Genomic DNA, 16670 nt, shown 5'->3' on the forward strand with positions numbered 1-16670 from the left:
CATCAAAAGGACTTGCTGATGTTGATTACCCTTTGGCTGCGCCTCGGCGCCTTCCTCGGAAAACTCCTGCTGTGGGTGCTGGGTCTGGGGTTGTTGAGTTGGGCGCTGGCCACCGCGTGGCTTGCCTGGCAGCACAGCGGCGCGGTGTCGGCGGATGAACAGATTCCGGACGGTGAGTCGGCGATGACCCAAGACATCATCCAGACCGCCGTGCGTATCGTCGATCAGCACCGCGAAAGCACGCGCTACCTGCGCGATGCCCACGCAAAAGCCCATGGCTGCGTGAGGGCCGAGGTTCAGGTGTTACCGGATCTGGCGGCGGAATTGCGTCAAGGCGTGTTCAGCGAGCCGGGGAAAACCTGGCAAGCGAGCGTGCGATTGTCCAACGGCAACGCCTACCCGCAATTTGACAGCATCCGCGACGCGCGGGGCATGGCCATCAAGTTGCTCGATGTGCCCGGCAAACAATTGCTGGCCGACCAGGCGGCTCGTCACGAACAGGATTTCGTGATGTTCAGCCATCCGAATTTCTTTGTCAGCGATGTCGCCGAGTACCGTCAGAATGTGGCCGCCCAGGCTGACGGCAAATCGGCGATGGCGTTTTTTCCGGGTTGGGACCCGCGCACGTGGCAGGTTCGCCACTTGTTTATCGCACTGGCGACGCTCTCCCCTGCTCCCGACAGTCCGACTCAGACTACGTATTTCTCGGTTTCGCCCTACAAATTCGGCGCAAACAATGCCAAGTTCCGCGTCATGCCCGATCCGGGAAGCTGCCCGGCCTACACCCTGCCCAAGCAAAATCAGGATCTGCCGAACTTCCTGCGCAGTGCGCTGAATCAACAGCTATCGACTGATCGGGTCCCGGCGTGTTTCGTCTTGCAGATCCAGCGCCAGGATGCGAACAAGTACATGCCGATCGAAGACACCAGCATTGAGTGGCGGGAAAGTGATGCGCCGTTCGAGACAGTCGCGAAGATCAACCTGCCGGCGCAGGACTTCGACACGCCGGCGCTGAATCTGCAATGCGATAACCAGTCGTTCAACCCGTGGTTCGGGCTGGAGGCGCATCGGCCGATTGGCGGGATCAATCGGCTGCGTAAGGCGGTGTATGAGGCCGTGAGTGATTACCGACACAGCCGCAACGGCGAGCAGTAACAGCAGCATTTACCAAATCCCGGACAGCAAAAAGCCCGCATTAAGCGGGCTTTCTGTGTGGTGACCTGGCGTTCAGCGTTCCAGGTTACCGAATATGGCGCAGCGGACGGGACTCGAACCCGCGACCCCCGGCGTGACAGGCCGGTATTCTAACCGACTGAACTACCGCTGCGCGTAGCGTTGAAAGTGGTGGGTGATGACGGGATCGAACCGCCGACATTCTGCTTGTAAGGCAGACGCTCTCCCAGCTGAGCTAATCACCCTTTACCTTCGTTGCGGGGCGCATTATGCCACAGGTTTTCGTAAAGTGTTGATTTAATTGAATATTTTTCCAAATAAATCCGAAAACCGGTGAAACGATACATCCCGCGGGAACAACAGACAGAAAAAAACCCGCGTGAGCGGGCTTTTCCGTGGTGACCTGGCGTTCAGCATTCCAGGTTACCGAATATGGCGCAGCGGACGGGACTCGAACCCGCGACCCCCGGCGTGACAGGCCGGTATTCTAACCGACTGAACTACCGCTGCGCGTAACACTAAGAACGAATGGTGGGTGATGACGGGATCGAACCGCCGACATTCTGCTTGTAAGGCAGACGCTCTCCCAGCTGAGCTAATCACCCTTCGTTTCGGTGTGGCGCGCATTCTACGGAGCACCCCCACCTCTGGCAAGCACTTTTTTAATTAATTTATTCAGGCCTTCCAAAGGCTTAGAGAAGGGTTGGCCTATGGCGCCGCGAAGAGAATAATGCCCCCCTTTGTATAAAGGAGAGACTCGCCCCATGTGGTTCAAAAACCTGCTTATCTATCGCCTGACCCAAGATCTGCCTTTTGATGCCGAGGCGTTGGAAACTGCACTGGCGACCAAACTGGCCCGTCCATGTGCAAGCCAGGAGTTGACCACCTACGGTTTCGTCGCGCCGTTCGGCAAAGGCGAAGATGCTCCACTGGCGCACGTCAGCGGTGACTTCCTGCTGATCGCCGCCCGTAAAGAAGAACGCATTCTGCCGGGCAGCGTCGTGCGCGACGCGGTCAAGGAAAAGGTCGAAGAGATCGAAGCCACGCAAATGCGCAAGGTCTATAAGAAGGAACGCGACCAGATCAAGGATGAAATCATCCTGGCCTTCCTGCCGCGCGCCTTTATCCGTCGCTCGTCGACGTTCGCCGCCATCGCGCCGAAACAAGGCCTGATCCTGGTCAACTCGGCGAGCCCGAAACGCGCCGAAGACCTGCTGTCGACGTTGCGTGAAGTGATCGGCACCCTGCCGGTACGTCCGCTGACCGTAAAAATGGCCCCGACCGCCACCATGACTGACTGGGTCAAGACCCAGAAAGCCGCGGACGACTTCTTTGTGCTGGACGAGTGCGAACTGCGCGACACCCACGAAGACGGCGGCATCGTGCGCTGCAAGCGTCAGGACCTGACCAGCGAAGAAATCCAGCTGCACCTGAGCACCGGCAAAGTGGTGACTCAGTTGTCCCTGGCATGGCAGGACAAGTTGTCGTTCATGCTCGACGACAAAATGACCGTCAAGCGCCTGAAGTTCGAAGACTTGCTGCAGGACCAGGCGGAACAGGACGGCGGCGACGAGGCCCTGGGCCAACTGGACGCGAGCTTCACTTTGATGATGCTGACCTTCGGCGACTTCCTGCCGGCGCTGGTTGAAGCGTTGGGTGGCGAAGAAACTCCGCAAGGCATCTGACAGCCTTGAAGGGCGCCTGCCTTGATGGGCAGGTGCCTGTACAAAAGATCGCAGCCTTCGGCAGTTCCTACTGAAATCGCATTCCAAAGTAGGTACTGCCGAAGGCTGCGATCTTTTTTTACAGGCCGCGTATGCTTAGCTCCCTAACGCTTTCACATAATAAGGAACAGGCCATGCGCGCACTGGCTGCATTGAGTCGCTTTGTCGGCAACACCTTCGCTTACTGGGTACTGATTTTCGCCGTCCTGGCGTTCCTCGAACCGACCTGGTTCATTGGCCTGAAAGGCGCCATCGTGCCGCTGCTGGGGCTGGTGATGTTCGGCATGGGCCTGACCCTCAAACTTGAAGACTTCGCCGAAGTCGCTCGCCATCCTTGGCGCGTCGCGTTGGGCGTGGTCGCGCATTTCGTGATCATGCCGGGGATGGCGTGGTTGCTCTGCCAGGTGTTTCACCTGCCACCGGAAATCGCCGTCGGCGTGATCCTGGTCGGCTGCTGCCCGAGCGGCACGTCGTCCAACGTGATGACTTGGCTGGCGCGCGGCGACCTGGCGCTATCGGTGGCCATCGCCGCCGTCACCACCCTCCTCGCCCCGCTGCTGACCCCGGCGCTGATCTGGCTGCTAGCCTCGGCGTGGCTGCCAGTGTCGTTCATGGAGTTGTTCTGGTCGATCCTGCAAGTGGTGCTGCTGCCGATCGTGCTTGGCGTGATCGCGCAACGTCTGCTCGGCAACAAAGTGCGTCACGCGGTAGAAGTGCTGCCGCTGGTGTCGGTGGTGAGCATCGTGATCATCGTTGCAGCGGTGGTTGCGGCCAGTCAGGCCAAGATTGCCGAGTCCGGCTTGTTGATCATGGCGGTGGTGATGCTGCACAACAGTTTCGGCTACTTGCTGGGTTACTTCACCGGGCGCCTGTTCAAATTGCCGCTGCCCCAGCGCAAGTCCCTGGCACTGGAAGTCGGCATGCAGAACTCCGGATTGGGCGCCGCGCTGGCCAGTGCGCACTTCTCGCCTCTGGCGGCGGTGCCGAGCGCGTTGTTCAGCGTGTGGCACAACATTTCCGGGGCGCTGCTCTCGACGTATTTCCGCCGCATGAGCGAGAAAGAAGATCGGGAAATAGCGGCGCGGCAGGCGACTGAATAAGCGGCAAACTTGATCCCCGGATTAATGATGGGCACTCTATGGCGCAACGCGAGGACGACCTCGCGGCTCGATCGAGTCATTAATCTGGGGACGACCCCGTCAATCGATGGAGGTCTCTCATGTCCTGGATCATTCTGTTTTTCGCCGGTTTATTCGAAGTCGGCTGGGCCGTTGGCCTGAAATACACCGACGGCTTCAGCCGCCCTCTTCCCACTGCGTTAACCGTTGCCGCCATGGCCATCAGCTTGGGCTTGCTCGGCCTTGCCATGAAGGAATTGCCGCTGGGCACGGCCTATGCGATCTGGACCGGCGTGGGCGCGGTGGGCACGGTAATCGCCGGGATCATTCTGTTTGGTGAATCCATGGCGCTGTTCCGGCTGGCCAGTGTGGCGTTGATTATTGCCGGGTTGGTGGGGCTTAAGGTCAGTGCATAACCATTAGATCGCCTTCGCGGGCAAGCCACAAAACCTGTAGGAGCAAGGCTTGCCCGCGATGGCGCCCTCAACATCACCGACTATCTAACCGTCCCGCGCAACTCCCCGACCAACCCCTGCAACTTCGCCGGCTCCGCCACTTCAACCGCCACCGCTGGCCCCGCCACCAACGTCACCCGCGACCACAACCGGCGGAACAAGCCCTTGGCCGGATCACGACTGAAGAAACTCCCCCACAACCCTTGCAACGCCAGCGGAATCACCGGCACCGGCGTCTCTTCGAGAATCCGCGTCAGCCCACCCTTGAACTCGTTGATCTCACCGTCGGCGGTCAATTTGCCTTCCGGGAAGATGCACACCAGCTCGCCGTCCTTCAGATACTGGGCAATGCGCTTGAAGGCCTTTTCGTAGATCTGGATGTCTTCCTGGCGTCCGGCGATAGGAATCGTCCCGGCGGTGCGGAAGATAAAGTTCAGCACCGGCAGGTTGTAGATTTTGTAGTACATGACAAAGCGAATCGGCCTACGCACCGCGCCGCCAATCAGCAAGGCATCGACGAACGACACGTGGTTGCACACCAGCAATGCCGCACCTTCGTCGGGAATCAGGTCCAGGTTGCGATGCTCCACGCGGTACATGGAATGGCTGAGCAGCCAGATCATGAAACGCATGCTGAACTCGGGAACGATGCTGAAGATGTAGGCGTTGACGCCGATGTTGAGCAGCGACACCACCAGGAACAGTTGCGGGATCGACAGTTTCACCATGCTCAGCAGCACGATCGAGACAATCGCCGAGACCACCATAAAGAGCGCGTTGAGGATGTTGTTGGCGGCAATCACTCGCGCCCGCTCGTTCTCGGCGGTGCGTGACTGAATCAGTGCATACAGCGGCACGATGTAGAAACCACCGAAAACCCCGAGCCCGAGAATGTCGATCAGCACCAGCCAGGTGTGGCCGAAACCCAGGACTTCGATCCAGCCATGACCGGTCACGCTGTCCGGAATGCCGCCGGAATGCCACCACAGCAGCAAGCCAAACACCGTCAGGCCGAACGAGCCGAACGGCACCAGGCCGATCTCGACTTTGCGCCCGGACAGCTTCTCGCAAAGCATCGAACCGAGGGCAATACCGACCGAGAACACAGTGAGGATCAGCGTCACCACGGTTTCGTCGCCGTGCATCCATTCCTTGGCGTAGGCCGGGATCTGCGTCAGGTAAATCGCCCCGACAAACCAGAACCACGAGTTGCCGACAATCGACCGCGACACCGCCGGGGTCTGCCCCAGGCCCAGCTTCAAAGTGGCCCAGGACTGGGTAAAGATGTTCCAGTTCAGGCGCATTTCCGGGGACGCGGCGGCCGCGCGGGGAATGCTGCGGCTGGCCAGGTAACCGAGCACTGCGATACCGACAATCGCCGTGGAAACCAGGGGCGCGTAATGCCCGGACGACATCATGATCCCGGCGCCAATGGTCCCGGCCAGGATCGCCAGGAACGTGCCCATTTCCACCAGGCCGTTGCCACCCACCAGCTCTTCTTCACGCAAGGCCTGGGGCAAGATCGAATACTTCACCGGCCCGAACAGCGCCGAGTGAGTCCCCATGGCGAACAGCGCCACCAGCATCAGCGACAGGTGATCGAACAGGAAGCCGACCGCACCGACCGCCATGATGGCGATTTCCCCGAGCTTGATCAGACGGATCAGCGCGTCCTTGGCGAATTTTTCCCCGAACTGCCCGGCCAACGCCGAGAACAGGAAAAACGGCAGGATGAAAAGCAGCGCGCACAGGTTGACCCAGATCGAACGGTCACCGTCGATGGTCAACTTGTACAAAATGGCGAGGATCAGCGACTGCTTGAAGATGTTGTCGTTGAACGCTCCAAGGGACTGGGTCACGAAAAACGGCAGGAAACGCCGGGTGCGAAGCAAGGTGAACTGTGAGGGGTGACTCATCTTCCGTGTTTCCCTGATATTAGGTAGAGAGTGGCGTGGAGACGGTTATTGGAATGCCGAACGCCGATCCAGGCCACACATTACCTAATCTTTGCAGGTTATTTCTTTAATCCTGCGATACACGGCGAGACAAACAGCTCGCCACGCCACGCCCCCTGCACCGTTCGCTTGCCGACAATCAGCCACATCACCGCCAGCAGCGCCACCAACACGCAGCCAAACATGCTGAAGAAAGTCAGGTTCAAAGTGCTCGCCAGTTTCAGCGTCGCCAGGGAATACACGCCCAGCGGAAAGGTAAAGCCCCACCAGCCGAGATTGAACGGGATGCCGGCGCGCAGGTAACGCACGGTGATCAGCACCGCGATCAGCATCCACCACAACCCGAAGCCCCACAGCGTGATCCCGGCCACCAGCCCCAGCCCGGCAGCGATTTCGCCGACGCCTGGCAAACCGTTGGCGGCAAAGATCGCCGGGGCATCGGCGCCCAGCAGCAACATGCCCAGCGCCCCGGTGCCGATCGGGCCGAGGGCCAGCCAGCTCGAAGCGGCCATGTTTTCGTGAGGCAATTTATGCAGGGCCATGCGCAGCAACAGGATGGTCAAAATGCTGAACGCCACCGGCAGGGAAAACGCCCACAACACGTAGCTGGTCACCAGCACCACCAGTTGCGAATGAGCCTCGGCCAGGTGCGGCGCCAACAGGCCACCGCTGGCGGCGGCCACTTCCGCGGCCACGACGGGCAACAGCCAGACGGCGGTCATCTGGTCAATGCTGTGTTCCTGGCGGGTAAACATCATGTACGGAATCAGCACACCGCAGGCCAGGGACATCGCCACATCCAGCCACCACAGTATTTCGGCGACCTGAATCACCCCGTCGCCCCAACGCGGCAAACCGAACACCAGGAAGCCGTTGATGATGGTCGCCAGGCCCATGGGGATGGTGCCGAAAAACATTGAGACCGTGGAGTGCCCGAAAATCCGCCGTGCCTCATCGAAGAACAGCACCCAACGCGCGGCGTACAGCCCGGTGAACAACACGAACAGAAAGATATTGAACAGCCACAACCCCTCGGCTACCGCAGGCAGACCGGGGATGGCCATGGGCAATTGCGCCAGCGCCAGGGCCAGCACGCCGGTGCCCATGGTGGCGGCGAACCAGTTCGGGGTGAATTGGCGAATCGCTTCCAGCGGGCGCGGAAGAAGACTTAAAGGTTTGTAACCGGGCTTGGCAGCGTTGGGGCAGATCATGGCGAACTCCTGTCCTCTGATGAGGTAGAGCCCATGGTAGAACCGAATCGAATATCTATATAACGGGTAATATCTCTAACTGTTATCTGTTTTGCAGATACATGTCAGACGCTGCCTTCTGATTCGATCACCAGAATCCGCGCCGCGCCCAGCGGATGCGCCACATGTTCGGTGCCGACCGACGCATAAAAAATATCGCCGACGTCCAGCAAGACCTGCTGTTCGACACCGGCTTCGCGGTAATGCATCCGTACTTGCCCATCGAGCACCACGAACACTTCCTGACCATCGTTGACGTGCCATTTGTACGGCTGATCGGTCCAGTGCAAACGGGTAGTGATGCCGTTCATATTGGCGATGTCCAGCGCGCCCCAGGCACGCTCGGCGGTGAAGGATTTGCTGCGGATGATCTTCATGGGACGGTCCGTCGAATGGGTGGCTGCGCCAAGGCTAACGGTCATCCGGCATCGGCGCTACAGGCTTTCACTGCACGCTGACGCATCAATCCCAGCAACGCACCCACAGCCAGGATGATCAGCACCGCGCCATAGCCATCGGTGGTCGCGATCAGCCCAAACGAGCGGGTCAGATTCCCCGCCAACAATGACGGCAGGCAGAACGCCAGGTAACTGAGCGCATAAAACGACGACATCAGTCCCGCCCGCTCATGGGACAACGCCAACGGCACGAGGCTGCGCACGGCCCCCAGGAAACCGGCACCGAAACCGCATCCGGCCACCAGCGTACCGATGAAAAACAGCGACAGGCTGGCGCTGTGGACGGCGATCAGGATCAGCACAACGCCGATGGGCAGCAGACTGGCGCCCAGGCGCAGCACTTTGTCCGCTGGCCGATTGCGCAAGGTGTAGATCATCAGCGCACCGGTCACCGTCAACGCCGCGACCGTCGCGCCGCCGATCAGGTTCGAGGTCGAGCCCGTGGCCGTGCGTACCAGCGACGGGGCCAGGGAAGCGAAGAAACCACCCAGCGCCCATACAGCGGTGTTGATCGGCAGCACCGACCACAAGGTCCGCCGCGCCTGGACCGGCACGTGCAAGGTCGGTCGCAGCGACGCCCAGGCGCCCGGTTGCGCGCTGACGCTTTCCGGCAAACGCCAGACGTACAGCGCCTGCATCACGAATAGCGCCAGCAATACCCAGAAGGTCAGTTGCAACGGCAGCGGCGCGAACTCGGCCAACAACCCGCAACCCATCGCCCCGATGGCCATGCCCAACAACGGCGCCACGCTATTGATCAGCGGCCCTTGCTGGCGATCGGTATCCAGCAGCGCGGCACTTAATACGGCGGTGGCCATCCCGGTGGCGAAGCCCTGAAGCACCCGGGCACTGATCAGCCAAGTGACGCTGTCGGCGTTGATAAACAGCAACATCGCCAGCATGTTCAGCAGGATCGCGGTGAAGATCACCGGTTTGCGCCCGAGGAAATCCGAGAGCGAACCGACGGTCAGCAGCGCTACGAGCAAGCTGAGGGCGTACACGCCGAAGATCAGGGTCAGGGTCGCGGCTGAGAACTGCAGTTGCTCCTGATACAGGTGATACAACGGCGTCGGCGCCGTGGAAGCGGCGAGAAAACTGAGTAAAGTGATCGCCAGAAACCACAGGCTTGCACGGTTTGAGGTAGAACGAGACATGGGCACACTCCGCAAAAGCTAAGTTTTTGCTTTTGCGGAGTGTGCTACTCGTTAGCGCTTAAAGCAAATTCTTTGTGTTAAGGTCCGCCGCATGGCTATTAGGGACCTGTCATCACTTATTTCCTGCGTCGCGTTGCCACCTGAAAGCGGGCCAGGCAAGGCGCAGTCCGTAGGTAATGTCGTTTCCTTGCCAAGGGCTGCAACGCAGCATGGCCCGCTTTCAGGTGACAACCCGGAGGGCCGGGCCTGCTGTTGCGCAGGCCTGCGTTGCTCGTCGTTCATTTGAAAAAACCAAACCACACTCCTCGCGCCTTGGCCTGCGCAACAGCAGACCCGGCGCGACGCAGGAAATAAGTGATGACAGGTCCTAGTTTACGCCCGGGTGGCCGCAGTGCCAGGGTGCAGGAGTCGGTTCACTCGGCAGTCCGTGCTCTCCTCGAAGAGCAGGACCGCGCGAGCGTGACCGTGCCGCAAATTGCTGCGCGCGCAGGAGTGACGCCGTCGACGATTTATCGACGTTGGGGCGATCTGTCGGTGTTGCTGGCGGACGTCGCCCTCGCCCGCCTGCGCCCCGACAGCGAGCCGGCCAACACCGGCAGCCTGCGCGGTGATTTGCGCGCCTGGGGCGAGCAGTATCTGGATGAGATGAGTTCGGAGCTTGGGCGCAACCTGTTGCGCGATGTGCAATGCAGCTCTACGCCGGGCTTTTGTACGGCGATCATTGGCGGGCAGTTGCAGAGCATTCTGGATCGCTACCCTGACCAGCCGCTGCCGAGCGTTGATCGGCTGATCAACCTGATCGCGGCGCCGACGGTGTTTCGCGTCCTGTTTTCGGCGGCGCCACTGGAGGTTGAAGAGTTGCATCGGTTGATTGAGATGGCGTTGAGTCAGTGAGGCCGCCTTCGCGGGCAAGCCTCGCTCCTACGGATATCATCGTCTGTAGTAGAGCGCGGTGCGACGATTCGATTTGCCCGCGAAGAGGCCTACCCAAACCACCACCATCTGCCTGACACAAAACCCTGCGACACCCCGCCACGCCACGACCTTGGTCGACACTGACGAACCCACGCCATCGTGCGAGACTGTCGGTCCGGGCCTGAACCCCGGGTGTCTTTTGCCGGGAGTTTCCATGTCGCTGTCCAGCGGGCTGATCGCCGCCGTTGCCCTGGCCTATATGGCCATCATGTTCGCCATCGCCTTCTACGGCGACCGTCGCAGCACGCCGTTGCCGCCGCGAGTGCGCGCGTGGGTGTACAGTCTGTCGCTGGCCGTCTATTGCACAAGCTGGACGTTCTTTGGCGCCGTGGGCCAGGCCGCCGAACAGCTCTGGTCTTTCCTGCCGATCTACCTCGGGCCGATCCTGCTGCTGGTGTGCGCGCCGTGGGTCCTGCAAAAAATGGTGATGATCAGCAAACAGGAGAACATCACCTCCATCGCCGACTTTATCGCCGCGCGCTATGGCAAGTCACAATCGCTGGCGGTGGTGGTGGCGCTGATCTGCCTGGTCGGCGTGTTGCCCTACATTGCGTTGCAGCTCAAGGGCATCGTGCTCGGGGTGAACCTGCTGATCGGCGCCGGAGCCGACGCCATGGGCACGCGCGCCCAGGACACGGCGTTGATCGTGTCCCTGGTGCTGGCGCTGTTCACCATTGTCTTCGGTACCCGCAACCTCGACGCCACCGAACACCACCGCGGCATGGTGCTGGCGATTGCGTTCGAATCGCTGGTCAAGTTGTTCGCGTTTCTCGCGGTCGGTGCGTTCGTGACCTACGGCTTGTACGACGGTTTCGACGACCTGTTCGACCAGGCCATGCTCGCCCCACGCCTGGAAGAGTATTGGAAGGAAACCATCAACTGGCCGTCGATGGTGGTGCAGACCGGCGTCGCGATGATGGCGATCATCTGCCTGCCCCGGCAGTTCCACGTCACGGTGGTGGAAAACATCGAGCCGCAGGATCTGCGCCTGGCCAAGTGGGTGTTCCCGGCCTACCTGGCATTGGCCGCTCTGTTTGTCGTCCCGATCGCCCTGGCCGGTCAGATGTTGCTACCGAGTTCCGTACTCCCGGATTCCTTCGTCATCAGCCTGCCGCTGGCCCAGGCCCACCCGGCGCTGGCGCTGCTGGCGTTTATCGGCGGCGCTTCGGCGGCCACGGGCATGGTGATCGTGGCCAGCGTGGCGCTGTCGACCATGGTCTCCAACGACATGTTGTTGCCGTGGCTGCTGCGCCGTAACAATGCAGAGCGTCCCTTCGAAGTGTTCCGCCAGTGGATGCTGTCGGTGCGTCGCGTCACCATCGTGGTGATTTTGCTGTTGGCCTACGTCAGTTATCGCCTGCTCGGCTCCACCGCCAGCCTGGCGACCATCGGCCAGATCGCCTTCGCCGCCGTGACGCAATTGGCCCCGGCGATGCTCGGCGCGCTGTACTGGAAACAGGCCAACCGTCGCGGTGTGTTTGCCGGCCTGGCTGCCGGGACATTCCTGTGGTTCTACACCTTGGTTCTGCCGATTGCCGCCCACAGCCTCGGCTTGTCCCTGAGCACGTTCCCGGGGCTGGCCTGGTTGCACAGCAACCCGCTGCACCTGCCGCTGACCCCGCTGACCCAAGGCGTGGTGTTGTCGCTGGCGGCCAACTTCACGTTGTTTGCCTGGGTCTCGGTGCTGTCGCGCACGCGGGTTTCGGAGCACTGGCAGGCCGGTCGTTTCATTGGCCAGGAAATCAGCGCCCGGCCCAGTGCACGCTCGATGCTGTCGGTGCAAATCGATGATCTGCTGCAACTGGCCGCGCGTTTTGTCGGTGAAGAGCGCGCCCGCCAAAGCTTTATCCGCTTCGCCTATCGCCAGGGCAAAGGCTTCAATCCGAACCAGAACGCCGACGGCGAATGGATCGCCCATACCGAACGTTTGCTCGCCGGTGTGCTCGGCGCTTCTTCGACGCGGGCTGTAGTAAAAGCCGCCATCGAAGGTCGGGAGATGCAGCTCGAAGACGTAGTCCGCATCGCCGATGAAGCGTCGGAAGTGTTGCAGTTCAACCGCGCGTTGCTGCAAGGGGCGATCGAGAACATCACCCAGGGCATCAGCGTGGTCGACCAGTCACTGAAACTGGTGGCCTGGAACCGGCGCTATCTGGAGCTGTTCAACTACCCGGACGGTTTGATCAGCGTTGGCCGGCCGATTGCCGACATCATTCGCTACAACGCCGAGCGCGGTCTGTGCGGCCCGGGCGAAGCGGAAGTCCACGTCGCCCGTCGCCTGCACTGGATGCGTCAGGGCCGTGCCCATACCTCGGAGCGGCTGTTTCCCAATGGTCGCGTGATTGAGCTGATCGGCAACCCGATGCCCGGCGGTGGTTTCGTCATGAGCTTCACTGACATCACCGCGTTCCGCGAAGCCGAGCAGGCGCTGACCGAGGCCAACGAAGGCCTGGAACAACGGGTGACCGAACGGACCCACGAACTCTCGCAACTCAACGTCGCCCTGACCGAAGCCAAAGGCACCGCCGAGTCGGCCAACCAGTCGAAAACCCGTTTTCTGGCGGCGGTCAGCCATGACTTGATGCAACCGCTGAACGCCGCACGGCTGTTCTCCGCCGCCCTGACCCATCAGGACGACGGCTTGTCCGTTGAGGCGCAGAAACTGATCCATCATCTGGACACTTCGTTGCGTTCGGCCGAGGACTTGATCAGCGACTTGCTGGACATTTCCCGCCTGGAAAACGGCAAGATCAACCCCGATCCCAAGCCGTTCGTGCTCAATGAGCTGTTCGATATCCTCGGCGCCGAATTCAAGGCACTGGCGCAGGAACAAGGCCTGAAATTCCGCCTGCGCGGCAGCACGTTGCGGGTCGACAGCGACATCAAGTTGCTGCGACGCATCCTGCAAAACTTCCTGACCAACGCTTTTCGCTACGCCAAAGGCCCGGTGCTGCTGGGGGTTCGGCGGCGCAAGGGCGAACTGTGCCTGGAAGTCTGGGACCGTGGCCCGGGGATTGCGGAAGATAAACGGCAAGTGATTTTCGAAGAGTTCAAACGCCTCGACAGCCACCAGACCCGCGCCGAGAAAGGCCTGGGCCTGGGCCTGGCGATTGCCGACGGCTTGTGCCGGGTGCTCGGCCATACCTTGCAGGTACGTTCCTGGCCGGGGCACGGCAGCGTATTCAGCGTCAGCGTGCCGCTGGCTCGGGCGCAGACCGTGGTGCCGAACACCGTGGTCGAACTCAACGGCAAATTGCCGACAGGTGCGCAGGTGCTGTGCATCGATAACGAAGACAGCATTTTGATTGGCATGAACAGCCTGCTGACGCGCTGGGGTTGCCAGGTCTGGACTGCGCGCAACCGTGAAGAATGCGCAACGTTGCTCGATGACGGGATGCGGCCGCAGTTGGCCCTGGTGGATTACCACCTGGACGATGGCGAAACCGGGACCGAGTTGATGGCGTGGCTGCGCACGCGATTGGGTGAACCGGTGCCGGGGGTGGTGATCAGTGCCGACGGGCGCCCGGAAATGGTGGCGCAGGTGCATGCGGAGGGGCTGGATTACCTGGCCAAACCGGTGAAACCGGCGGCGTTGCGGGCGTTATTGAGTCGGCATTTGCCGTTGTGAATGAGGCCTAAAAAACAACCCAAAACCTGTGGCGAGGGAGCTTGCTCCTGCTGGGCTGCGAAGCAGCCCCAATTCCTGCCACTATGACTGCCAGGCACATCGCGCTGACTGCTTTACGACTGCTGCGCAGCCGAGCGGGAGCAAGCTCCCTCGCCACAAAAGCGGTTACTCAGGTAGCTCAGCCAACCCATCCACATCGGTCATCGCCCGTTCCAGCAAATCCGCCGGCAAGCTCTTGCTCGCCCGCGCGCCCAGCAACTTCAATTGCTCGCTACGGCTGACCAGGTTGCCGCGCCCTTCCGTCAGCTTGTTGCGCGCCGAGCTGTAGGCTTTATCCAGTTGCTGCAAGCGATTGCCGACTTCATCCAGGTCCTGGATGAACAACACGAACTTGTCGTACAGCCACCCCGCCCGCTCGGCGATTTCCCGGGCGTTCTGGGTCTGGCGTTCCTGTTTCCACAGGCTGTCGATGACGCGCAGCGTGGCGAGCAAGGTGGTCGGGCTGACGATCACGATGTTGCGGTCGAAGGCTTCCTGGAACAGCGTCGGCTCGGCCTGCAATGCCGCGGAAAATGCCGCTTCAATCGGTACGAACAACAGAACGAAATCCAGGCTGTGCAAGCCGTCCAGTCGCTTGTAATCCTTGCCGGACAAGCCTTTGACGTGATTGCGCAGGGACAGCACGTGCTGCTTGATCGCGATCTGGCCGATGGCATCGTCTTCGGCCGCAACGTATTGCTGATAGGCCGTGAGGCTGACTTTGGAGTCGACCACCACTTGTTTGTCGCCGGGCAGGTAAATGATCACGTCCGGCTGGAAACGCTCGCCGTCCGGGCCTTTGAGGGTGACTTGGGTCTGGTACTCGCGGCCCTTCTCCAGCCCGGCGTGTTCAAGCACGCGCTCGAGAATCAACTCGCCCCAGTTGCCTTGAGTCTTCTGTCCTTTCAAGGCACGGGTCAGGTTGGTCGCTTCGTCGCTCAGGCGCAGGTTCAGCTGCTGCAAGCGCTCCAGTTCCTTGGCCAGGGAAAAGCGCTCGCGGGCCTCGGCTTGATAGCTTTCTTCGACGCGTTTTTCGAAGGACTGAATGCGTTCTTTCAACGGATCGAGCAACTGCCCCAGGCGCTGCTGACTGGTTTCGGCAAATCGCTGCTCACGCTCGTCGAAGATCTTGCCCGCCAGTTCGGCGAACTGCGCCCGCAACTCATCGCGCGAGCCCTGGAGGTCGTTGAGGCGCTGCTGATGGCTTTCCTGCTGCTCGCGCAGCTCGGCGTTGAGGGAGGCGGCTTGCGCGTCCAGGCGACGCAACTCAGCCTCTTTGCCGGCGCGCTCGATATTCCAGGCGTGGGCAGCGTCGCGGGCATCGTCGCGTTCGATTTGCAGCAGTTCGACTTCACGGCGCAGCGCGGCAAGATCAGCTTGCTTGGTGGAGTTGGCCTGGCTCAGATCGCCGATTTCGTCGCGGCATGCATCGAGCTGGGCGTTCAAGCCGTCCTGGGCCAATTGGGCCATGGCCAGCCGCTCTTCCAGCAACGCCACGTCCGCCTGCCCGACGCTGGCCCGGCGCTGGATTTGCCAGGCCAGTGCCAGCAATGGCAATGCCGCCCCTGCCAGACCGAGCAAGATGCTGGTCAAGTCGATAGCCATAGCCACTCCTGCCGTTGAGATAAAGCTTGAAGGTTAACCAAGGCGTCAGGTCTTGGACAGCTCAGTCTTCGGTCAGCCCCAATTCCCGCTGGGCGCGGCGGTCACCGGCGCGGGCGGCCTGGCGCAACATGTCGTGCCCGATGCGCCGATCCCGGGCGTTACCGCACTCGCGGCACATCAATTGACCCAGACGGCTTTGCGCAGCGACCACACCTTCGCGGGCCGGTTGCTTGAGCAATCGTCCGGCAAAGTGTTTGACGTTGGGGTTATCGCCCAGGCGCGGGCTGTCCAGAAGCCACTCGGCCACACGCAGGGAAAAGCGCTTGGTTGGGGTAACAACAGGGGGTGTTGCGGTAACAGCGGTTGATACTGAGCGAAACTTCATAAAGCACTGTGGGGCAGATCGGAAGGCGCGCCACTCTACTCTTTTTTTCGTACAGGTAAAGTCGAAAAAACCCGGCACGCCCGTCCTAGAGCAAGCGCTTGGGACAATCCACAGAAGCTGTGGATAACTCAGTGGACAACCCACCTTGAACTCTCGCAAAGCCCTGTGTAATGGGGCTCGCAGTCAAACTGACGATTTTTTCACCAGTAAAAAAAAGCGATGTTTTTCATTGACTTAAATTTTCATTACAGGCACCTACCGGGTTTGATGCCAAGGTGACAGCGGCGTGACAGTCTGCGCAACTAATGTGCACAAGTACCTTCGCGGTGGTTATATCGATGCACTTTTTCGGCGCATTTTGCAGCCAAGCCTGGGGATAAGCCTGACTGGCGCATGGCCCCGTAGCCGCTGCCGAGCGACGCGAGGCTGCGTTCGACTGCTTCGCTGCCGCTACAGGCCTGAAGAAAACTTTTTTTGCTGACACACTTCCTTTCTCAAATTCAATCCGTTAGTATCCGCGGCGTTAGTACCAAGCTGAAAGTCAATTCTGGTCGAACAAATCCCCCCGGTCAGCCTTCCCTTAGAGAAGCCTCCACCGACAAAGCGGGATCGACCACCTCGATGGTTTCCAGGTAAACCTTGTGTCAACACTGCCTTTGAAATGAATGCAAAGGGTGTTGCGAAGCTCACTTACTCTGACCGAACCAGCCTGCAAATTGATCAGGATCTTCACCCCGGGCCCAGAACCTTTGCC

The 16670-nt window shown here is 60.5% G+C and carries 12 protein-coding genes and 4 tRNA genes; 6 read left to right on the plus strand and 10 right to left on the minus strand.

Features of this window, described 5'->3' with window-relative positions:
• Window positions 1-18 precede the first annotated feature (18 nt).
• Window positions 19-1155, plus strand: a complete 1137-nt coding sequence (locus FQ192_RS00520; protein WP_149656924.1) for a catalase family protein — start codon at window positions 19-21, stop codon at window positions 1153-1155.
• A gap of 95 nt (window positions 1156-1250) precedes the next feature.
• Here the strand turns inward: FQ192_RS00520 and FQ192_RS00525 are convergent.
• The 4 genes from FQ192_RS00525 to FQ192_RS00540 form a co-directional block, all read right to left on the minus strand.
• Window positions 1251-1327 (minus strand) — tRNA-Asp (locus FQ192_RS00525).
• A 15-nt stretch (window positions 1328-1342) separates the two neighbouring features.
• A tRNA-Val gene (locus FQ192_RS00530) sits at window positions 1343-1418 on the minus strand.
• Window positions 1419-1606: 188 nt separating this feature from the next.
• Window positions 1607-1683 (minus strand) — tRNA-Asp (locus FQ192_RS00535).
• A 19-nt stretch (window positions 1684-1702) separates the two neighbouring features.
• Window positions 1703-1778, minus strand: a tRNA-Val gene (locus FQ192_RS00540).
• A 159-nt stretch (window positions 1779-1937) separates the two neighbouring features.
• On the opposite strand from FQ192_RS00540, the gene rdgC reads away from it, so the two are divergent.
• From rdgC to sugE, 3 genes are all read left to right on the plus strand, one after another.
• Window positions 1938-2858: a recombination-associated protein RdgC gene (gene rdgC, locus FQ192_RS00545; protein WP_149656925.1), complete on the plus strand. Its 921-nt coding sequence runs from the start codon at window positions 1938-1940 to the stop codon at window positions 2856-2858.
• A 173-nt stretch (window positions 2859-3031) separates the two neighbouring features.
• Complete coding sequence (locus tag FQ192_RS00550) at window positions 3032-3997, plus strand: bile acid:sodium symporter family protein (RefSeq protein WP_149656926.1); 966 nt, start codon at window positions 3032-3034, stop codon at window positions 3995-3997.
• 119 nt (window positions 3998-4116) lie between these two features.
• A complete protein-coding gene (gene sugE, locus FQ192_RS00555; protein ID WP_027922462.1) occupies window positions 4117-4431 on the plus strand; it encodes a quaternary ammonium compound efflux SMR transporter SugE in 315 nt (104 codons plus the stop codon).
• A gap of 80 nt (window positions 4432-4511) precedes the next feature.
• Here sugE and FQ192_RS00560 read toward each other — a convergent pair whose 3' ends face one another.
• The 4 genes from FQ192_RS00560 to FQ192_RS00575 form a co-directional block, all read right to left on the minus strand.
• Complete coding sequence (locus tag FQ192_RS00560) at window positions 4512-6386, minus strand: MFS transporter (RefSeq protein WP_133836579.1); 1875 nt, start codon at window positions 6384-6386, stop codon at window positions 4512-4514.
• A gap of 98 nt (window positions 6387-6484) precedes the next feature.
• Entirely contained in the window at window positions 6485-7636 is a 1152-nt protein-coding gene (locus tag FQ192_RS00565; protein WP_149656927.1) for a TDT family transporter, read from the minus strand.
• A 104-nt stretch (window positions 7637-7740) separates the two neighbouring features.
• Window positions 7741-8052 carry a cupin gene (locus FQ192_RS00570; protein ID WP_149656928.1) on the minus strand — a complete coding sequence of 104 codons (312 nt, stop codon included), beginning with the start codon at window positions 8050-8052 and terminating at the stop codon, window positions 7741-7743.
• Window positions 8053-8093: 41 nt separating this feature from the next.
• Window positions 8094-9287 (minus strand): MFS transporter, encoded by a 1194-nt coding sequence (locus FQ192_RS00575; protein ID WP_149656929.1) that lies wholly within the window; start codon window positions 9285-9287, stop codon window positions 8094-8096.
• A 357-nt stretch (window positions 9288-9644) separates the two neighbouring features.
• Here FQ192_RS00575 and FQ192_RS00580 point away from each other — a divergent pair, with 357 nt between their 5' ends.
• Window positions 9645-10181 carry a TetR/AcrR family transcriptional regulator gene (locus FQ192_RS00580; protein WP_149656930.1) on the plus strand — a complete coding sequence of 179 codons (537 nt, stop codon included), beginning with the start codon at window positions 9645-9647 and terminating at the stop codon, window positions 10179-10181.
• Between the two features lie 235 nt (window positions 10182-10416).
• A complete protein-coding gene (locus tag FQ192_RS00585; RefSeq protein WP_149656931.1) occupies window positions 10417-13887 on the plus strand; it encodes a PAS domain-containing hybrid sensor histidine kinase/response regulator in 3471 nt (1156 codons plus the stop codon).
• 165 nt (window positions 13888-14052) lie between these two features.
• Here FQ192_RS00585 and rmuC read toward each other — a convergent pair whose 3' ends face one another.
• Together rmuC and FQ192_RS00595 are read right to left on the minus strand one after the other, a co-directional pair.
• Window positions 14053-15417, minus strand: a complete 1365-nt coding sequence (gene rmuC, locus FQ192_RS00590) for a DNA recombination protein RmuC (protein WP_169374230.1) — start codon at window positions 15415-15417, stop codon at window positions 14053-14055.
• 175 nt (window positions 15418-15592) lie between these two features.
• On the minus strand, window positions 15593-15916 hold the full coding sequence (locus tag FQ192_RS00595; protein WP_149656933.1) for a sel1 repeat family protein: 324 nt from the start codon (window positions 15914-15916) through the stop codon (window positions 15593-15595).
• Window positions 15917-16670 lie beyond the last annotated feature (754 nt).

Source organism: Pseudomonas sp. ANT_J12 (genome assembly GCF_008370045.1).
Lineage (GTDB): Bacteria > Pseudomonadota > Gammaproteobacteria > Pseudomonadales > Pseudomonadaceae > Aquipseudomonas.